The organism is Sphingomonas sp., assembly GCF_013812825.1.
Lineage (GTDB): Bacteria > Pseudomonadota > Alphaproteobacteria > Sphingomonadales > Sphingomonadaceae > Sphingomicrobium.
Genome location: NZ_JACCSU010000093.1, coordinates 11,815 through 30,079 on the forward strand (window position 1 = coordinate 11,815; position 18,265 = coordinate 30,079).

An 18,265-nucleotide genomic window follows, 5' to 3' on the forward strand; every position below is an offset into this window, starting at 1 on the left:
ATCGTCGGCTACGCCTCGTTCCCGCCCCGTGTGCCTCACAGCGCGTTCCTCCAAGGGTGCCCACTCTGGTACTCAGGGCCCCAACCAACCCTTGTGCAAATTCTCATATTTTTTTGCCCGCTGCCGCGCCGGCCGCTTGACTCCGTCGCAGGTCGAACGCAGCCTTTGATTCTCGACAACATAGTTGCGAGGTGAAAGCGGGGGGCGCTTTCATTGATCATGGTTGCCGCTCCTTGGCCGAGACCTACGTGCGAAGGAGAATCCCCATGTCCAAATCCCTCAAACTGAGCCGTTACCTGCTTGCGACGACGGCGGCTTTCAGCGTGCTTGCACTGACGTCGACCCTGGGCAGTCAACCGGCGCACGCCTACGATTGCCTGCTTGACACCAACAATGACGGCAATGCCGATACCGACATCGACACCGACGGCGGCGCCGATTCCGCTGGTAGCAGCTCCCGCCTCGCCTGCGGTCCTGGCGCCGTAGCTTCAGGGGCGGACGCCACCGCCATCGGAGCCATCGCAACCGCCAGCGGCACATGGTCGACCGCGATCGGCTGGGGGACTGACGCGACCGGCACACGCGCGGTCGCGATTGGCGATTCCGCCCAGGCCTTGGCTGGCTCAGCCACCGCTGTGGGGGGGGCCGCTGGTGCAAGTCAGTTCGGTGCGACCGCTTTCGGCAACCAGGCCCACGCTACGGGTGTCGAAGCCATCGCCATTGGCAATGTCAGTCGCGGGACCGCCGCCGGCGCCGTCGCGATCGGCGGCGACAGCTCGGACCCTGACGGTTTCGGCGCCCAAGCCACCGCCGTTAACGCGATAGCGCTTGGCGCCGATTCGTCGGCCACCACTACCAGTGCTGTGGCCCTCGGCGCGGGGGCGCAGTCTCAAGGCACGCTGACGATCGCAATCGGAGCGGGCGCCAGGTCCAAGGGCACCGACAGCATCGCCATCGGCGCGAACGCGGTGTCCAACTTTTTCAAGAGCATCGCCATCGGCAATAACACGGTCGCCGCCGCCCAGGGCGTGGTGATCGGCGATTCGTCGAGCACCACCGGGGTGCGCTCGACGGTGATCGGCGAGAGCTCGAGCGCCAATGGCGACGACGCGCTGGTGTTCGGCTCCAACACCAACGTGACCGGCAATGGCGCCATGTCGGTTGGAGCGCGCTCGAACGCGAATGGCGCCGCGGCGACGGCGCTCGGCTTCTTCGCCTCGGCACAGTTCGCCGGCTCGACGGCGATCGGCACCAATGCCACCACCACGGCGGTCAACCAGGTCACCCTGGGCGGCTCGGGCTCCTCGGTGCGGGTCGGCGACATTGCCGCCTCGACCGCGGCGCAAAGCGGGCCGGTGCAGGTGGTCACGGTCGATGCCAACGGCACGCTCGGCCGGCAGGCGGTGTCGATGAGCTCGATGGACTTCAAGGGCGCCAGCGGGGCGGAGATGATCGCGCTCAACAGCCGCATGGGCCTGATCGACGGCGAGCTGGACAACATGCGCGGCGAGTTCCGCCAGGGCATCGCGGCGTCCGTGACGATGACCCCGGTCCAGATCCCGTCCGAGCCGGGCCGGTTCAGCTACGCGCTCAACGGCTCCGCCTATCGGGGTGAATATGCGACCGGCGGGTCGATGATGTACCGGCTCAACACCAAGAGCCCGATGGCGGTCGGGATGAGCTTCTCCCACGGAGGCGGCAAGAGCCGGGCCATGCGCATCGGCGTCGCCGGCGAGTTCTAAGGGCGCGCAACGGGCGGCTGGGCAGCCGGCCGCCCAGTCTTCGGATCGGAGGGACGAATATGCGACTGATACTCGTCGCGGCGGCGGGCCACATCTTGCTGTTCGGAGCGGTCCCCGCCGCTTCGCAAACGACCTCGGCTCCTCCCCGCACAGCGGCTCAGACGCGCCAACCCACACCGGTCCCGCGCGCGCAATTCATCGCCGACATGGACGCCCAATTCAAAACGCTCGACGGCAACGGCGACAGGGTCGTCCTCAGGGCCGAGATCGAAACGGCGCAGAAGCGGCAGGCGGCGGCCGCCTCGCTCCAGCGCAACCGGATGTTGTTCGAACAGCTCGACAAGGACCGCAACGGTCAACTGAGTGCGGCCGAGTTCCGAGCCCTGGCGACGATTCAGGGCAAGCCCGACGCGGCGCCACTGCTGTCCAGGTTCGATACCAACAAGGACGGCAAGATTGAGCTTGTTGAATATCGAGCGGCCACTCAGGCGAATTTCGACCGCATGGACACGGACAGGGACGGAATCGTCAGTGTCGCCGAGATGCGCGCCGGGGGCATCATCAAATAGGATCTGGCGAACTCGTGGTAGGAAAGTTGGCCCCCCACTGTCCGCTTTCCACCCAACTCGGACACTAGCCGCTTATGTCTGCTTTCGACCCAAAGCAGACATTAGAGCGGCGGCGCTTACATCCAGACGCGGGCGGCCCAGCAAGGGATGAATTGCCAGGCGACCCAACGTACCGGGAAATCCATCCGGCAGCGCTCCATGGTCTGGCCGGGGTCGGCACTGGCGGGGGCGTGGCCGTACACAGTGGCGACTAGCGTAACGGAAACGAAGATCTTGAGGATTCTCATCGATGTGTCCTTCGTGGTGAAGGACCTCACTGGCTGGCCGACGTTAACTTTGGCTTGATCTTGTATCCACTCCGGATCAGTTAACTCGCCAATGAACATTGCGCCCGCTCGCGCGCGTCCGCCGGCAAGGAGGGTGCAAAGAAATCAGTCCAAACGAGATGGGGGCGATCGATTTGCTTGGTCTAGTCGGCGGTGGAAGAATGTAGCGGTGCAAACGAGGGCAGTGCCCGCTAGGAGGCAGGCAATTAGCAGCCAGAGTTGGTCGAAGTAATCGTCGCTACGGATGAACAGCCCGGCGAGCAGGAAAATCAACGCACCGGTGACGAAGCCAACCAGGATGGCTTGAGTGTAGGATAAGGGATACACGAACATCAGTGCGACTGTGCGTCCAACGCTAACTGATGATTCGGCGAGGCACACGATGCAGCGCACTTGTCCGTTCTGTCAAATTTCTATCGAGATCACGATCAGAATCATATCGTGCTTACCGGGCGGCTACTTTGACAGAGTTAGACTGAATTAAATGCTAGATTTCACGCCGGCAACATCCACCGCTGACGGGACCCGGGCCAGTGGATCTCATCTTCGGCTTCGCTATTGCTGGCGCTCGCTTCCTCGTTTCGTATTACGATCGTCGCATCCTCAGCTAAGGCGCGAGGATCGCGCCAACGCTCATGTGGGCGCGTTGTCGGTGGTCCTGAAGCTCGAGCAATTGATGACCCGCTAAGAGCGACGCTGATTTGAACTTTCTTCTAGGGCTGTAATGACATCCTCGAGCCTCGCTCCTATGTCGGGGGAAAGCTCCAGCGCATCGCAGATCTTCAGTGCTTCGGCACAGAGCGCGTGCGCTCGATCGATGGCGTTTTTTTCGTCCGCTGTACCATTCGAATTGCGAGCCGCTGAATTTGCCGACATTCCAAATCCCCCGAGCAAGGACGGCGCAGTGATGCCGTCGCCTCGGTAGCCTTAAACAGCAGAAATTCGTGACGGTCTATATCGTCGGCACGATCGCTTCAGCAAAATATGCGTCGAGCGCTTTAAGGCCCTCGTCGGTAAGCTCAACGAAAAAAACTCGCCCGTCCGTTGGACTGGATCGCCGCGCAACCAGTCCCTCCTTTCGCAAAAAGTCGAGCCATCGAAGCGCGGTTGTCGGCGCCACGCCAGAGAGATCTAACAATCCACTCACAGTGTGTCGGGCTCCGGATTGCTCGGTCACGTAAAGCGCGAGCAACATGTCCCAGGCCGCTTCTCCGAACATTGCCTTATTGAAAAACTGGGCACGCTGAGAACGGCTGGCAAATGTCTGACGCGCGCGCTCGACGAATAGCTCGCGACCATGAGGGCAATTCGTTGCAGCTGCTTTCCGGAGGATTTTCGACAGCTCTCCGCCACCGTCCCCCTCCAAGCCAGCAAGTGCGTTCAGGAGCTGAGTGGCCGCGCGAACTTCCCGCTCGGTCAGCTTTACCGTCTTAAGAACATGATATGGGCCCTGTTCGAGGCCCGGCTCGGACGCATCGGATCCCTTGGTTGCAGAATTTTTCCTCTGATCAGAGGATTCCCAGGAGCTCGAACTCATTTTTTACTTCTGCGCGGCTGAGAGTTCTCCGCGCTCCGCCTCGCCGACTGTTGCAACTGCTGGGCACGCTTAACAAGTGCCTCTAGTTCCGCGTGAGGCAAATGTTCGCGGTAATGTTCCAAAATCTCCTCAGGCGTTTCAAATTGCCTGATTGCTGGTTTGGTCCAAGTTTTCTTGGTTGAGTGCGCCACAAATCCTCTCCCGCAGAACGGGGTCATTAGATTCGGCGACTTGCTGGCTAAACCACTCAGGAATCGGTGTCACTACTGAAGACCGCGATTTTTTAGTCCAAAATGGATGAGAACTAACGATCAGGGCAACAAGGGTGCCGCAAGTGAGACGACCGTTTTGCAAATCAGCGGGTGCGCCGAGCCGCACCCGCCTTTGATTCGACAGCTGACCAGTGTGTTCTGGGATCGAAACTCCTATAATGCAATGGAGTTCTTCATCCGTTTCCGGCTAAAAGAATTAATGCTCGGTAAACGATGGGCATCTTCGAACTGGTAACGGTGATTACTTCGGCATAGTGCGGCGCGGTGACCGAAGATACCAACAACACCATCGAGCAGCTGACACAGGGCCAGATTGATTGCCTCCTCCTCGTCCATCAGCATCTGACCTCGAAAGAGATTGGGCTGCGGTTGGGCATCTCCCCTCATACGGTCGATCAACGAATCCGTGCGGCGCTGCGAATCCTCGGCTGCAATCGCAGATCCCAGGCTGCGAAGCTGGTCGCTTCCAGTCGGAGCCAAGAGAGAGCATTCCTGTTGCCGCGAAGCGTGGCAGAGCCCTTTGTGCAGCATCAAGCTAATTGGCTTGAAGGCAAAAGCAGGAAGTCCATTCCTGTGCCATTTTCAACGCAAGATCATCCGAGCAACGTAATGAGTGTTCGTTTTCGTCTGTTTTGGATCGTAGCCATTGCGTCTGGATCGGCATTCTCCGCAGGGATGTATTTGGCGGGACTAGAAAGTCTGTCGCGACTGATCCAGTCGTAAATTCCAGTTGCGGCATGTGAGCCCGCCGCACTTCCCGTTTGTCGAGCTAGGCAGTCGACGAGCCTCCCCAACAATTTGTGACGCACTTACCAAGACAGGGTTTGGACGAAATAATCCAAGAGGCCAAAACTTCCGGTACATTGCGTTCGCGCTCATCTCCTCAAGGCTCAAAGCCTCAACCCGGTAAGATCACTTCCGTAGATCTGACGCGTCCGCGGTTGGCACTCGAGTCTCTTGCAGAAGATCTCGCCGATGACCCCGTTGTCGTGAAGCGGCAAATGGCAAAGCTTCAAACCCTCGACATAATTGCTCAGGCGCACAGGAAGCTTGCCGCGGACGCTAAAGATGGGAACTACCGCTGAAGCTGAGTTCCGCTATCTGATCACTGTGGTCTTTGGCGGGCCAAGGGAGGCCGCCATGCCGAGTGTCATTTTGCCCACATCCACATCCACCAAACGGTGCGCCATATATGCCCGCAAGAGCAGCGAGCACGGCCTTGAACAGGATTTCAATTCGCTTGAGGCTCAACACGAACTCTGTTCTGCTTACATCACCAGCCAAAAGCACCGCGGCTGGGCGGAGGTCGACAAAGTCTATATCGACGCGGCGCAGTCCGGCGGAAGCCTCGACCGACCTGCACTGCAGGCGCTCCTGGAAGACGTAGAAGCCGGGCAGGTCGACATCGTCGTCATATATAAGCTGGACCGCCTCAGCAGGAGCCTGTTGGACTTCGTCCGTCTCATGGCGGTCTTCGACCGCAACTCCGCGTCTTTCGTCTGCATCACCCAAAACTTCGACACCGGTGACAGCTTAGGTCGTTTGATCATGAACATACTCCTCACGTTCGCCCAGTTCGAGCGGGAGCTCACCGGCGACCGCATTCGAGACAAAAAACAGGCGATGGCTGCCAGAGGGTTCTGGACGGGAGGCCGTCCACCATTTGGCTACGACTATATCGACAAGCAGCTTCAGCCGAACACGATCGAGGCGGCCAGTGTTAAATTCATTTATCGTCGCTACCTTGCTTTACGATCAATCATGGCAGTCTGGCGCGAGTGCTCCGCGAGGGGAATCCGGAGCAAGCCATGGGTCTCTCATGATGGGGAAGTGAGGGGTGACCAGCCGATTCACCGCGCTACGGTCCGCTCAATCCTCTGTAATCCGATATACAAGGGCGACATCAAAAATGTCGACAAGACGTATCCTGGACAACACCCGGCCCTGGTGACCAAGGCCAATTGGAAAAAGGCCGCGCAACTTAGGCTAGAGACGCACTCTAAAAGGAATCTTCAGGCTCCCGCCGATCTGCTGCCATCAGTCATATACGATTGCTTTGGCCGCCGTATGTCTATGGTCCGCAAGTATCGAGATGGCCGTTGCGAGCGGCATTACTACTCTGATGTAACTGCATGGGGTCGCAAGCATCAGGTTCCGAGAATGCGGGCCCGCGCCGCCGAGCTTGAGAAACTCGTACTGGCGGCGATCTCGGCAACGCTTTCAGATCGCAAAGAGGTTCGGGCGATGTTGCTCACCATCGGGCGGCGCAGCTCGCGTCTGGAAAGGATCGCTGCAGGCTGCGAAACCGCAAGCCGACGCGTGACTAATGGCGTTTTTGATCAACAGATCGCAATTATGGCAGCTCTCGTCGTGCGCGTAGAACTTTCAACCGAACGGCTGAAGATTATCCTCCGCGCCTCGGAGCTCGAAAGATTTCTCGAATGGGATGGTTTCGATTTCTTCGCCGCCGAGAAACGGCCGAAGAGTGCTCGGGAAATAACCCATTTGATCGATGTCCCCGCGACAGGTGGCCGGCTTTCGAGACGCTTGCGATTGCCGATCGGACCAAGAGCAGCAAACAGCCCGGCGCGGCCCGATCCCAAGCTGCTCCTTCTTATGAAACAGGTTCGCCACGCGCAGCGATTAGTAGACACAGAGCGCCTCGAGTCCGTCGCTTCACTCGCAAGTCGGATGAGCAGGAACACCGGCCATTTCATGAAGTTGCTTAGATTGAACTATCTGGCACCGGACATTGTCACCGCAATCTTTGACGGTACGCAGCCGGCCAGTCTCACTCGGCGGACATTGCTCGATGCAAATCTCCCGACGGACTGGCCCATGCAGCGGAAGCTGTTTGGGTTTCCGGAGCAGCCTCCGCTGCAAACGTCGGAGCGATATTGATCCGTATGTCTAGTTTCCGATCAAAAGCGGACATTGGACCGGTGCTGAGGGTAGAAGGGTGAGACCCGCCGCGTCCTGCTTTTGCCGAGCTAGGGGCGACGAGTCTCGCCGTCGTTTCTAGCGTCTTTTGGCTAGTTCACAAATTGCGCTCGAAGCTGCTCAGTGTAGAAGATAGTCCATGATTCACGACCTGGCGTTCGTTCACCCTGACGCGGAAATCGGCGAGGGGACCACCATCTGGCAGTCCGTGGTCGTGCTGGCAAACACGAGTCAGACGAAGAAGAAAGGCGCATTCGCTTCGGCGTTATCATGCTTCTGATTATCGCCGCGTCGGTGGTTTTGTTCTGGCTGCTGGTGTCCTAAGCCGCTGCATCGCCGACCTATCGCTCGACCGCTCGTTTAGCAGCTTTCGCCACGGCGAGTGACGGCAATCTAGGCGTTTTTAAATGCTCATGGGGTATCAAACGGGGTAACAATCCCAACTGTTGGCAATTTCCCCTTGGAGGTTCGGTAGTCCTCAGCTCCACCAGCCCCCAATCCACCACTTTCAGCCCGACCAGACCTCGCCTTCGGGGGTGCCGCGGCCGAGCTTGTCGGGGAGCGGCTCGCCTTCGGGCGTGAACTCGAGCGATACCGAATTGATGCAGTAGCGCTCGCCGGTCGGCGGCGGGCCGTCGGGGAACACATGGCCCTGGTGGCCGCGGCAGCGGGCGCAGACGATCTCGGTTCGGACCATGCCGAAGCTGACGTCGCGAATGGTCTTCAGATGCCCTTGCGCGAACGGCGAGGTGAAGCTCGGCCAGCCGGTGCCGCTTTCGAACTTGGTGCCGCCGTTGAACAACGGCAGGCCGCACAGCCGGCAGGTGTAGACGCCGCCGCGCTTCTCATCGAGGAACAGGCCGCAGAACGGCGTTTCGGTGCCATGCTCGAGCAGCACCCGCCGCTCGTCGTCGCTGAGCTCGGCGGCCAGCCGGCCAAGCTCGTTGTCGGTTGGCGGGGTCAGGTCGAACCGGGTGCTCAGCGTGGCGGTGGAGTCGGTCATGTTGGGCCTCCTGCGCTGGCCATACCAAAGAAAAAACCCCGCCGCGATTGCTCGTGGCGGGGTCGTTTTTGGAATGTGACGCGAATCAATCTTCGTCGCGGTTGAGGAACGCCGGAGCGAACTCGGGGGCGGAGCCTTCGCCCTCACCGCCACCTTCGCGCTCACGCCGCGGGCCCCTTTCGCCACGATTGTCGCCGCCGCCTTCCCGGCGAGGACCACGATCTCCGCCTTCACCGCGCGGCCCGCGGTCGCGGCCGCCGCCTTCGCGCCTGGGGCCACGGTCACGGCCGCCGTCGCGGCGCGGGCCCCGATCCCCGCGGTCACCCCGGTCGCCCCGGTCGCCTCTCGGCTCGCGCGGCGGACGCGTGTCCTCGAGCTCGGCGCCGGTCTCTTGGTCGACGACCCGCATCGACAGGCGGACCTTGCCGCGCTGGTCGACCTCGAGCAGCTTGACCTTGACCTCCTGGCCTTCGGACAGGACGTCGCGGACGTTCTCGACCCGCTCGTTCTTGATCTCCGACACGTGCACCAGCCCGTCCTTGCCGGGCATGAAGGTCACGAACGCGCCGAAATCGACGATGTTGGCGACCTTGCCGGTGTAGATGGTGCCGGGCTCGGGCTCGGCGACAATACCCATGATCCAGTTGCGCGCGGCCTCGATCTTGGCGACGTCGGACGAGGCGATCTTGATCGTCCCGTCATCGTCGATGTCGACCTTGGCGCCGGTCTCGGCGACGATCTCGCGGATGATCTTCCCGCCGGTGCCGATGACCTCGCGGATCTTGTCCTTGGGGATCGACATCGTCTCGATTCGCGGAGCGTGGGCCGACAGTTCGCCGCGGACCTCGCCAAGCGCCTTGGCCATCTCGCCAAGGATGTGCTCGCGGCCGTCCTTCGCCTGGGCGAGCGCGTCGCGCATGATCTCCTCGGTGATTCCGGCGACCTTGATGTCCATCTGCAGGCTGGTGATGCCCTGGTCCGTGCCAGCGACCTTAAAGTCCATGTCGCCGAGATGATCCTCGTCGCCGAGGATGTCGCTGATCACCGCGAAGTCTTTTTTGCCGGAGTCATCGGACTCCAGGATCAGGCCCATGGCGATGCCGGCGACCGGACGCTTCAAGGGGACGCCGGCGTCCATCAGCGCAAGGCTGCCGCCGCACACCGTCGCCATCGACGAGGAGCCGTTGGACTCGGTGATGTCCGACAGGACCCGGATCGTATAGGGAAACTCCTCCGCGCTCGGCAGCACCGGATGGAGCGCGCGCCAGGCGAGCTTGCCGTGGCCGGTCTCGCGGCGCGACGGAGCGCCGAAACGGCCGACTTCGCCGACCGAGTAGGGCGGGAAGTTATAGTGCAGCATGAAGCGCGAGTAGCTGAGGCCCTCGAGCCCATCGATCATCTGCTCGGCTTCCTTGGTGCCCAGCGTCGTGGTGACGACCGCCTGGGTCTCGCCGCGGGTGAACAGCGCCGAGCCGTGGGTGCGCGGCAGGAAGCCGACCGTGGATTCGATCGGGCGGACCGTCCTGGTGTCGCGGCCGTCGATCCGGCGGCCTTCCTTGAGGATCGCAGTGCGGACGACGTCCGCCTCGAGCTTCTTCACCTGCTTGAGGGTCGCGAGATAGAGCTCCGGATCGCTTTCCTCGAGATCGGCGAAGGCCTCGCGGGCCTTGGTTCGGGCGTCGGCGATCGCTGTCTGGCGAGCCTGCTTGTCGGTGATCTTGTACGCCTCGACGAGGTCGTTGCCGATGACGTCCTTGAGCTTGGCCTTGGTCTCGGCGACGTCCTTGGCGACGTCGAGCTCCCACGGCTCCTTGGCGGCCTGCTCGGCGAGGCGGATGATGGCCTCGATCACCTTCTGGCTCTCGCGGTGCGCGAACATCACCGCTCCCAGCATCTGCTCCTCCGACAGCTCCTTGGCTTCGGATTCGACCATCATCACCGCATCGCGGGTGCCGGCGACCATCAGGTCGAGATCGCCGTCGGCGATCTGCTGGCTCGAGGGATTGAGGATATATTCGCCGTCGATGAAGCCGACCCTGGCGGCGCCGATCGGTCCCATGAACGGAACCCCGGAGATGGTCAGAGCGGCCGAAGCGGCGATCATCGCAACCACATCGGGCTCGTTCTCGCCGTCGTAGGACAGCACCTGGGCGATGACGAGGACCTCATTGCTGAACCCATCGGGGAACAATGGCCGGATCGGCCGGTCGATCAGGCGCGACGTGAGCGTTTCCTTTTCGGTCGCTCCGCGCTCGCGCTTGAAGAAGCCGCCGGGAATTCGGCCGGCAGCCGAGAATTTCTCCTGATAGTGGACGGTCAGCGGGAAGAAGTCCTGTCCCGGCTTGACCTGCTTGGCGGCGGTCACCGCGCACAGCACGACGGTTTCGCCGAGCGTCGCGAGAACCGCGCCGTCGGCCTGGCGGGCAACGCGGCCCGTTTCGAGCTTCAGCGTCTTGCCGCCGAGCTCGATTTCTACAGTTTTCATATTGAACATGTGGTTTCCTTCAGCCCGCGGGCCGGATGCCGGCGGGTTCATCTTGTGCAGGCAAGCCGGCCTGCTGCGGTTCGGGGCATTCGATAGCCCCACGGACTCCCCGCCGAATTGCGGAGATTCCTTGCACGAAGGGCGCCCGTTCAGGCGCCCCTTGAAATTATTTACGCAGACCCAGCTTGGCGATGAGATCGGTGTACCGTTTCTCGTTCTCGCGTCGCAGATAGTCGAGCAGCGTACGCCGCTTGTTGACCATCATCAGCAGGCCGCGGCGCGAATGGTTGTCCTTCGCATGCGTCTTGAAATGCTCAGTCAGCGTGTTGATTCGGCTGGTGATGATCGCGATCTGGACTTCCGGAGACCCCGTGTCGTCCGATCCGCGCCCATGCTCCTTGATCAGTTCCTGCTTGCGCTCGGTAGTGATCGACATCGTAAAACTCCTTCTAAAGGTTGAAGCCCCGGACGACGCGGACGTCGCCAGCCAAAACCTCGACCAGAGCGACGGGACGAAGTGCGTCGGTCGCGAGGTAAAGGCCCGGCTTAGCGGGGTTCCCGGAGAGCCGCTGTCCATGATGGAGCAACTGCGCTTCTTCGGGGGTGACGGGGAGGGCCGGGATGTCGTCCAGCGCCGCGGTTAGCGGAAGTACCGCCCCATCGAGTTGCCGCGCCTTAGCGGCTTCTTCCAGAAAGTCCAGTGAAATGGCCTGTTCGAGGTCGAACGGGCCGGCCCGCGTGCGCCGCAGCATGGTCACATGGCCGACCGTTTCGAGCGCTCGGGCAATGTCGCGGGCAAGGCTTCGGACGTAGGTGCCTTTCGACACGGTGGCGGACAATCTCGCCTCGTCCGCGCTGCTCGCCAGCAGGCGCAACTCATGCACGGTCACGGCTCGAGCGACCATCTCGACCTGTTCGCCCGCCCGCGACCGCTGGTAGGCGGCCTGGCCGCCGATCTTGAGCGCCGAATAAGCCGGCGGCACCTGCTCGATGGGGCCAGTGAATCGCGCCAGCACGGCCTCCACCTCCTCTCGAGCCGGGCGGTGAGGACTGGTTTCGACCACGCGGCCTTCCGCGTCGAGAGTGTCGGTCTCCTCGCCGAAGCGGATCGTGAACTCATATTGCTTGGTCGCGTCGAGCATCCGGCCGGCGAGCTTGGTCGCCTCTCCGAGCGCGATCGGCAGCACTCCGCTGGCCAGCGGGTCGAGCGTCCCGCCGTGTCCGACCTTGGTCTTCGGCTCCCCCGCCTCCCTCAAGATGCGCTTGACCGCCGCGACCGCCTGGGTCGAGCCGAGTCCGACGGGCTTGTCGAGGTTGATCCAGCCGTGGAGCACTCAGGCCTGCATCTAGCGGCGGGCGAGCTTGAGGCTCAGCTGGCGCGCCTCGCTTTCGCGCAGCCGCTCGAAGAAATGGCGGCGGCACAAGGCGACGTAGCGGTCGTTGCCGCCGATCTCGGTCTGCTCGCCCGACGCGACCGCGTGGCCTTCCGCATCGACCCGCAGGTTCATCGTCGCCTTGCGGCCGCATTCGCAGACCGCTTTCAGCTCGACGAGCGCATCGGCGATCGCCAGCAGGGCCGCGCTGCCTTCGAACAATTGACCGAGGAAATCGGTGCGCAGGCCGTAGCATAGCACCGGCAGATTGACCTCGTCGCATAGCCGGCACAGCTGCAGCACCTGGTCGCGGGTCAGGAACTGCGCCTCGTCGACCAGCACGCAATGAATTTCGCGCCGCTTCAATTCCTCGCCGACCCTGCCGAACAGGTCGACTTCGGGCGAATAGGCATGCGCTTCGATCGTCAGTCCCAGCCGAGAGCCGATCTGGCCCGAGCCGGAGCGGTCGTCGTGCGCCGCGGTCCACAGCATGGTGGCCATGCCGCGCTCGCGATAATTGAAGTCCGCCTGCAGCAGGGTCGTCGATTTGCCGGCGTTCATCGCTGCGTAGTAGAAATAGAGCTTGGCCATCGGGTGCCTGTTAGCGCGGCCGCATCCGACCGGCCATCGCGTGATTGCTCGGGCGCGCGGGGGCAACGGCCGTTTCGACCCATTGAGGCACATAGCCAAAGGCCTGATGGCCAAACTTGGCCACCGTCGGCCGACTCAGGTGGGAAATTTCGCCACGCCGCGGCGGTTCAGCCCACCATTGCCTGCCCAGCCGGGTATCCGCTCATTGAAAACAAAGCATTTTTTCTGTTCGGCATGGGAACATACGATGTTCGTGACCAGTTAAAGTAATACAAGCAGCCGAAGTCAATCACGCATCGGGCTTTCAGCGGAGGGGCTGGAGAGCATCTAGAAAACGAAAAGTGTCCTACGCCCAGCATAGACAGATAGGAACCAACCGGACGGTTGCGATCATTGTCGTTGCGATCGTCCACGTGATGCTTGCTTACGTCATCATCAACGGTCTGGCCTACAACGTCATCAAGCAAGCGACCGAGGAGCTCAAGGCCTTCAACGTCGAGCAAACACCGCCGCCCCCGCCCGAGGAGCCGCCGCCCCCTCCGCCCGAGCAGGTTCCGGAAACTCCGCCGCCGGTTGTTTCGCCGCCGCCGATTGTTCAAACCAAGGTCGCTCCGCCCGTCGTCCAGACGGTGAAAAAGGCTCCGCCACCGGTGATCACTCCGCGCGCCGCGCCCGCTCCACCCGCTCGGCCCGCTCCACCGCCACCGCCTCCGCCGCCGCCGCCGCCTCCGCCAGTGAAGACGGTTCCGCCGCGCAGTGCCACTGGCGACCTGCAGGGCCTGTTCCGCGGAGACGACTATCCCGAGAGCGCAATACTGGCTGATGAGCAGGGTTCCGTCACCGTACGTCTGACCGTGGGAACCAACGGCCGGGTGTCAGATTGCACGGTTAGGTCCTCGAGCGGCTCGCGAGCATTGGACCGTGCGACCTGCCAAGTCCTGCAGCGACGCGCCAGGTTCACACCGGCTCGCGATAATCGCGGCAACCCGACGACCGACACGGTGGTCCAGCGTATCCGCTGGGTTCTTCAGGGCTAGGCTCCGCCCTTGGCAAAGAGACGCGGCCAAAGCCGACATCAGGGTTCGTATTCGTCCATGAGGATCGCGAACAGCACGGTGTCGCGCACGTGGCCGTTCCAGGTGACTCGGTCGCCACGCATCACGCCCTCGCGGACGGCGCCGAGCTTTTTCATCGCGGCCTGGCTGCGCGCGTTGCGCGAATCGATCCGGAACTCGATGCGGCGGTAGCCGCGGTCGAACGCGTGGCGCATCATCATATCCTTGCATCGCCGGTTGAAACCGGTGCCGCGGTGGGATGGCCGGTAGTACGTGCTGCCGATCTCGAGCGTCTGGCGGCTGTCGTCGAGATTGAGGTAGCAGCTCATTCCGGCGAACGCCTCGCGGTCGTAGAGAGCGAACGGCAGCCACGACCGCTGCAGCAATTCCTCGAAGCTTTGGTCGAACTGATCAGGAGCGTAGCTGACATAATAGATCTGCCAGATGTCCGGGTCTTCGGCGCAAGCCTCGCGCAACAGGTCGCGGTGCGCTTGGGTCAGCGGCTCCGCCCGGCAATCCTCGCCCGACATGGGCTCGGCCAGCGGCTTCATTCGCGCTCGAGATCCTGCGCCACCTTGGGATCGCGAAGCAGCCGGTCGACCCGGCTGCCCTCGTCGAAGCTTTCATCGGCGATGAACTTGAGGTCGGCGGCATATTTGGTGTTCACCCGCCGAGCGACCTCGCCCTTCAGATAGCGGACGTGCTTCTTCAGCGCGGCTAGCACCTCGGCCTCGTCGGAACCCAGCAACGGCTTCACGAACACGGTCGCGTGCCGAAGGTCGGGCGACATGCGCACCTCGGTGACGCTGACCAGGTGCGATGCCAGCGTCTCGTCGTGGACGTCGCCGCGCATCAGGATCCCGGACAGCGCGTGGCGCACCTGCTCGCCGACTCGAAGCAGCCGGACCGAGCGGCCTTCGAGGGTTTCGACCTTGCGCATTTACTCGCCAGCTTTCGATTGCCGGTGCTTGAAGAACATCGCGGCGCCAAAAGGGAGAGCGATGCACAGGTAGGACATCGTCAACACCAGACCAAACGCCTGCAGGCTGGGATATGGAAATCCCATCACTGCTGATCGAAGAATGAAGTTCAGCGTGGTGACGCTGATCGCCGCCAACGCGATTTTGAGAACCGCCGGCCACCCCGCGTCGGTTGAGCGCCAGCCCCAAACCGCTCCGGCGACTGCAAGGAACAACAATCCCATTACAGCGTCCGGGCGCGCTCCTCGGTCTCGAACACTTCGAGATGATCGCCCGGCTTGATGTCGTTGGTGTCGGCGAGGAGGACGCCGCATTCCATGCCCGCCCGAACCTCGGCCGCGTCGTCCTTGAAGCGGCGCAGCGACGAGATCGTCGTCTTGCTGACGATGACGTCTTCGCGCGTCAGCCGCGCGTGGAGTCCCTTGCGGATGACCCCTTCCAGGACCAGCAGGCCGGCGGCCTTGTCCTTCTTTCCGGCCGGGAAGACTTCCTTGACCTCGGCTCGGCCGAGCACCGTCTCGATGATCTCAGGCCCCAGCTCGCCGGCCATCGCGCCCTTGGCCCAGTCGGTCAGTTGATAGATGACGTCGTAATAGCGAAGCTCGACCTTGGTCCGCTCGGCGATCTCCCGGGCCTTGGCGTTCGGACGGACGTTGAAGCCGATGATCGGTGCGCCGCTCGCGTTGGCCAGAGTGACGTCGCTTTCGGTGATCGCGCCGACTCCCGAATGCAGGATTCGCACCCGGATTTCGTCGGTCGACAAGCGGTTGAGCGCGTGGACGATCGCCTCCACCGAGCCGTGGACGTCGGCCTTGACGACCAGCGGGAATTCCATGGTCGTCGACGCTCGGCTGGCGAACATGTTCTCGAGAGTGACCGGCGCGCTGGTCGTGCGCTTGCGGTCGAGCAGGCCCTGCCGGTAGGCGGCCACTTCGCGCGCGCGAGCCTCGTTCTCGACCACCGTGAACGGCTCACCGGCGGCCGGAACCGCGGACAGCCCGAGCACCTCGACCGGGACCGATGGGCCGGCTTCCTTCACCTGGCGCCCCTTGTCGTCGATCATCGCCCGCACCTTGCCGCTCGACGCTCCGGCGACGAACACGTCGCCAACCCTCAGCGTGCCGCGCTGGATCAGCACCGTCGCCAAGGGCCCGCGGCCCTTGTCGAGCTTGGCCTCGACCACCGTTCCTTCGGCGGCGCGCTCGGGATTCGCCTTCAGCTCGAGGATCTCGGCCTGCAGCTGGATCGCCTCGAGCAACTTGTCGAGGTTGGTCTTCTTGGTCGCCGACACTTCGACGTTCTGGACGTCGCCGCCCATCTCTTCGACCATCACTTCGTGCTGCAGCAGCTCCTCGCGGACGCGCTGGGCCTTGGCATCGGGCTTGTCGATCTTGTTGATTGCGACGATCATCGGCACCCCGGCGGCGCGGGTGTGATTGATCGCCTCGACGCTCTGGGGCTTGAGGCCGTCGTCGGCGGCGACCACCAGCACGACGATGTCGGTGACGTTGGCGCCGCGCGCGCGCATCTCGGTGAACGCCTCGTGGCCGGGCGTGTCGAGGAAGGTGACCTTCGACTTGTCGGGCACGGTCACCTGGTAGGCGCCGATGTGCTGGGTGATCCCGCCGGCCTCGCCGGAGACGACGTCGGCGCCGCGGATCGCGTCAAGCAGCGACGTCTTGCCATGGTCGACATGGCCCATGATGGTCACCACCGGCGGGCGCGGCTGGAGGCTCTCGGGCGCATCCTCTACATCGCCGATGCCGATCTCGACGTCGCCTTCGCTGACGCGCTTGATGGTGTGGCCGAACTCGGTGACCAGCAGCTCGGCGGTGTCCTGGTCGATGGTCTGGGTGACCGTCACCGGCATGCCCATCTTGAACAGCGCCTTGACTAGGTCGGCGGCGCGCTCGGCCATCCGGTTGGCGAGCTCCTGGACGGTGATCGCTTCGGGAACGACGACGTCGCGCACCTGCTTGGCGGCAGGCCCCGCCTGCTGGTGGTGGCGCTTTTCCTTTTCGCGCGCACGCCGGAGGGCGGCCAGCGAACGCGCTCGGCTGTCGTCCTCGCCGGACAAGGCGCGGGTGACGGTCAGCTTGCCCGAATGGCGGCGGTCATCGCGGCTGCGTGGCGGCCGGGCGGCCTCGGTGCGCTTGGGCGCGGGCGCCCCGGGCCGGCGGAATCCGCGCTCCTCCTCGTCCTCGATGACGGGAGTACGCTCTTCGGCGACCGGAGCCGGCTCGGGAGCCGCCTCGACTTGCGGCTCGGCCTCCTGCAGCCGCGCAGCTTCGGCGGCGTCTCCCTCGGAGCGGCGGTTATCCTCGGCGCGGCGCTTCTCGTCCTCGGTCTGCTCGACCTTGACCCGGTCGTCGCGGCGGCGGGCTTCCTCGAGCGCCGCCATGCGCGCCTCGTCGGCCTCGCGAAGCAGTCGTTCCTGGAGCTCGCGCCGGGTGGAAATGTCGTCGACCGGAGCGCGCTTTGGGGCGGGAGCCGGGGCGGGACGAGCGGGAGCGGCGGGCTTCGGAGCTTCCGCGGCGGGCGCCGGCTTGGGCGCCTCGGCCGGCGGGGCTTCGCCGGGCTTGCCGAGGATTCGGCGTTTCTTGACCTCGACCACCACCGTGTTCGAGCGGCCGTGGCTGAAGCTCTGCTTGACCTTTCCGGTCTCGACCGTGCGCTTGATGCCCAGCGGCGGCCGGGTGCCAAGCTTCGGCTTTTCGGTCTGGTCGGTCATTCTATTCCTTCGTCAATTTCTTCAGCCGAGCCGGGGGCCGGGGCGGGTGCGCCGCCGTCTAGCCCGGTACGGGGGTCAGTGAAAGCGCGCCACCGGGCAAGCGCATGGGACACACGCGACGCGGCGGCGGGATCGGTCAGCGCAACATGTACCACATTTTCGCGCCCCAAGGCCATCGACAAGATAGAGCGCTCCTCGGGAAATATAAGACCGCGCGGCTGGCCGCCCCCAGTTCGCCAGGCCTGGTCGAGCCGTCTGCTGCCATCCTCGCTGGCATCGGCGGCGTGGATCAGCAGATGCACCTTGCCGGCCCGCGCCGCCGCTTCGATTCGGTCGGCGCCGTTGATCAGCGTTCCGCCGCGCGCCTCGAGACCGAGGCGGTCGAGCGCCGACTGGCGCAGCGCGCGCTCGACTTGCTCGCCGAGATCGGCCGGAATCTGGAGATCGCCGACCTTGAACGCCCGCGCCAGCGCGCTCTTGAGCTGGCCTTTGGCATTGGCCGCGTCGAGCTCGGCTCGACCAACCGAGATCCACGCGCCGCGGCCCGGCGCCCGAGCGCGAACATCCGCGCCGACCTGGCCATCCGGGCCGAGCGCCAGCCGGATCAGGCTGTCGCGCGTGCCCTTGCGGCGGGTCAGCACGCACGTCCGCTCGGGAACGT

Annotated in this window: 17 protein-coding genes; 6 read left to right on the forward strand and 11 right to left on the reverse strand. The window is 63.3% G+C overall.

Features of this window, described 5'->3' with window-relative positions; translation table 11 throughout:
- Nucleotides 1-266: 266 nt before the first annotated feature.
- A complete protein-coding gene (locus H0T81_RS12130; RefSeq protein WP_294013581.1) occupies nucleotides 267-1,742 on the forward strand; it encodes a hypothetical protein in 1,476 nt (491 codons plus the stop codon).
- A 59-nt stretch (nucleotides 1,743-1,801) separates the two neighbouring features.
- Complete coding sequence (locus H0T81_RS12135) at nucleotides 1,802-2,311, forward strand: EF-hand domain-containing protein (RefSeq protein ID WP_294013583.1); 510 nt, start codon at nucleotides 1,802-1,804, stop codon at nucleotides 2,309-2,311.
- Nucleotides 2,312-3,589: 1,278 nt separating this feature from the next.
- On the opposite strand, the gene H0T81_RS12140 is transcribed toward H0T81_RS12135, so the two are convergent.
- On the reverse strand, nucleotides 3,590-4,174 hold the full coding sequence (locus H0T81_RS12140) for a MarR family transcriptional regulator (protein ID WP_294013585.1): 585 nt from the start codon (nucleotides 4,172-4,174) through the stop codon (nucleotides 3,590-3,592).
- A gap of 536 nt (nucleotides 4,175-4,710) precedes the next feature.
- On the opposite strand from H0T81_RS12140, the gene H0T81_RS12145 reads away from it, so the two are divergent.
- The 3 genes from H0T81_RS12145 to H0T81_RS12155 all read left to right on the forward strand — a co-directional run bounded on the left by H0T81_RS12145 (nucleotide 4,711) and on the right by H0T81_RS12155 (nucleotide 7,666).
- Nucleotides 4,711-5,169 carry a helix-turn-helix transcriptional regulator gene (locus H0T81_RS12145; protein ID WP_294013588.1) on the forward strand — a complete coding sequence of 153 codons (459 nt, stop codon included), beginning with the start codon at nucleotides 4,711-4,713 and terminating at the stop codon, nucleotides 5,167-5,169.
- A gap of 417 nt (nucleotides 5,170-5,586) precedes the next feature.
- Nucleotides 5,587-7,347 (forward strand): recombinase family protein, encoded by a 1,761-nt coding sequence (locus tag H0T81_RS12150; protein WP_294013591.1) that lies wholly within the window; start codon nucleotides 5,587-5,589, stop codon nucleotides 7,345-7,347.
- Nucleotides 7,348-7,525: 178 nt separating this feature from the next.
- Nucleotides 7,526-7,666, forward strand: coding sequence for a hypothetical protein (locus H0T81_RS12155; protein WP_294013594.1), 141 nt, complete (start codon nucleotides 7,526-7,528; stop codon nucleotides 7,664-7,666).
- 228 nt (nucleotides 7,667-7,894) lie between these two features.
- Here H0T81_RS12155 and msrB read toward each other — a convergent pair whose 3' ends face one another.
- The 5 genes from msrB to H0T81_RS12180 form a co-directional block, all read right to left on the reverse strand.
- Entirely contained in the window at nucleotides 7,895-8,389 is a 495-nt protein-coding gene (gene msrB, locus H0T81_RS12160; protein ID WP_294013597.1) for a peptide-methionine (R)-S-oxide reductase MsrB, read from the reverse strand.
- Nucleotides 8,390-8,474: 85 nt separating this feature from the next.
- Entirely contained in the window at nucleotides 8,475-10,883 is a 2,409-nt protein-coding gene (pnp, locus tag H0T81_RS12165) for a polyribonucleotide nucleotidyltransferase (protein WP_294013599.1), read from the reverse strand.
- 157 nt (nucleotides 10,884-11,040) lie between these two features.
- Complete coding sequence (gene rpsO, locus H0T81_RS12170; protein ID WP_294013602.1) at nucleotides 11,041-11,310, reverse strand: 30S ribosomal protein S15; 270 nt, start codon at nucleotides 11,308-11,310, stop codon at nucleotides 11,041-11,043.
- Between the two features lie 13 nt (nucleotides 11,311-11,323).
- Complete coding sequence (truB, locus tag H0T81_RS12175) at nucleotides 11,324-12,208, reverse strand: tRNA pseudouridine(55) synthase TruB (RefSeq protein WP_294013604.1); 885 nt, start codon at nucleotides 12,206-12,208, stop codon at nucleotides 11,324-11,326.
- Between the two features lie 12 nt (nucleotides 12,209-12,220).
- On the reverse strand, nucleotides 12,221-12,838 hold the full coding sequence (locus H0T81_RS12180; RefSeq protein WP_294013606.1) for a thymidine kinase: 618 nt from the start codon (nucleotides 12,836-12,838) through the stop codon (nucleotides 12,221-12,223).
- Between the two features lie 341 nt (nucleotides 12,839-13,179).
- Between H0T81_RS12180 and H0T81_RS12185 the strand changes: the two genes are divergently transcribed.
- Nucleotides 13,180-13,875, forward strand: coding sequence for an energy transducer TonB (locus tag H0T81_RS12185; RefSeq protein WP_294013608.1), 696 nt, complete (start codon nucleotides 13,180-13,182; stop codon nucleotides 13,873-13,875).
- Between the two features lie 38 nt (nucleotides 13,876-13,913).
- Here the strand turns inward: H0T81_RS12185 and H0T81_RS12190 are convergent, their stop codons facing one another.
- The 5 genes from H0T81_RS12190 to H0T81_RS12210 are packed head-to-tail and all read right to left on the reverse strand — an operon-like array spanning nucleotide 13,914 to nucleotide 18,245.
- Complete coding sequence (locus H0T81_RS12190; RefSeq protein WP_294013611.1) at nucleotides 13,914-14,444, reverse strand: GNAT family protein; 531 nt, start codon at nucleotides 14,442-14,444, stop codon at nucleotides 13,914-13,916.
- A complete protein-coding gene (gene rbfA, locus H0T81_RS12195; protein WP_294013613.1) occupies nucleotides 14,441-14,833 on the reverse strand; it encodes a 30S ribosome-binding factor RbfA in 393 nt (130 codons plus the stop codon). Before rbfA ends, H0T81_RS12190 begins: the two co-directional genes overlap by 4 nt.
- A complete protein-coding gene (locus tag H0T81_RS12200) occupies nucleotides 14,834-15,097 on the reverse strand; it encodes a hypothetical protein (RefSeq protein WP_294013615.1) in 264 nt (87 codons plus the stop codon). It abuts the gene before it with no gap.
- Nucleotides 15,097-17,604, reverse strand: a complete 2,508-nt coding sequence (infB, locus tag H0T81_RS12205; protein WP_294013617.1) for a translation initiation factor IF-2 — start codon at nucleotides 17,602-17,604, stop codon at nucleotides 15,097-15,099. Before infB ends, H0T81_RS12200 begins: the two co-directional genes overlap by 1 nt.
- A complete protein-coding gene (locus H0T81_RS12210; RefSeq protein WP_294013619.1) occupies nucleotides 17,601-18,245 on the reverse strand; it encodes a DUF448 domain-containing protein in 645 nt (214 codons plus the stop codon). Before H0T81_RS12210 ends, infB begins: the two co-directional genes overlap by 4 nt.
- Nucleotides 18,246-18,265: the final 20 nt, after the last annotated feature.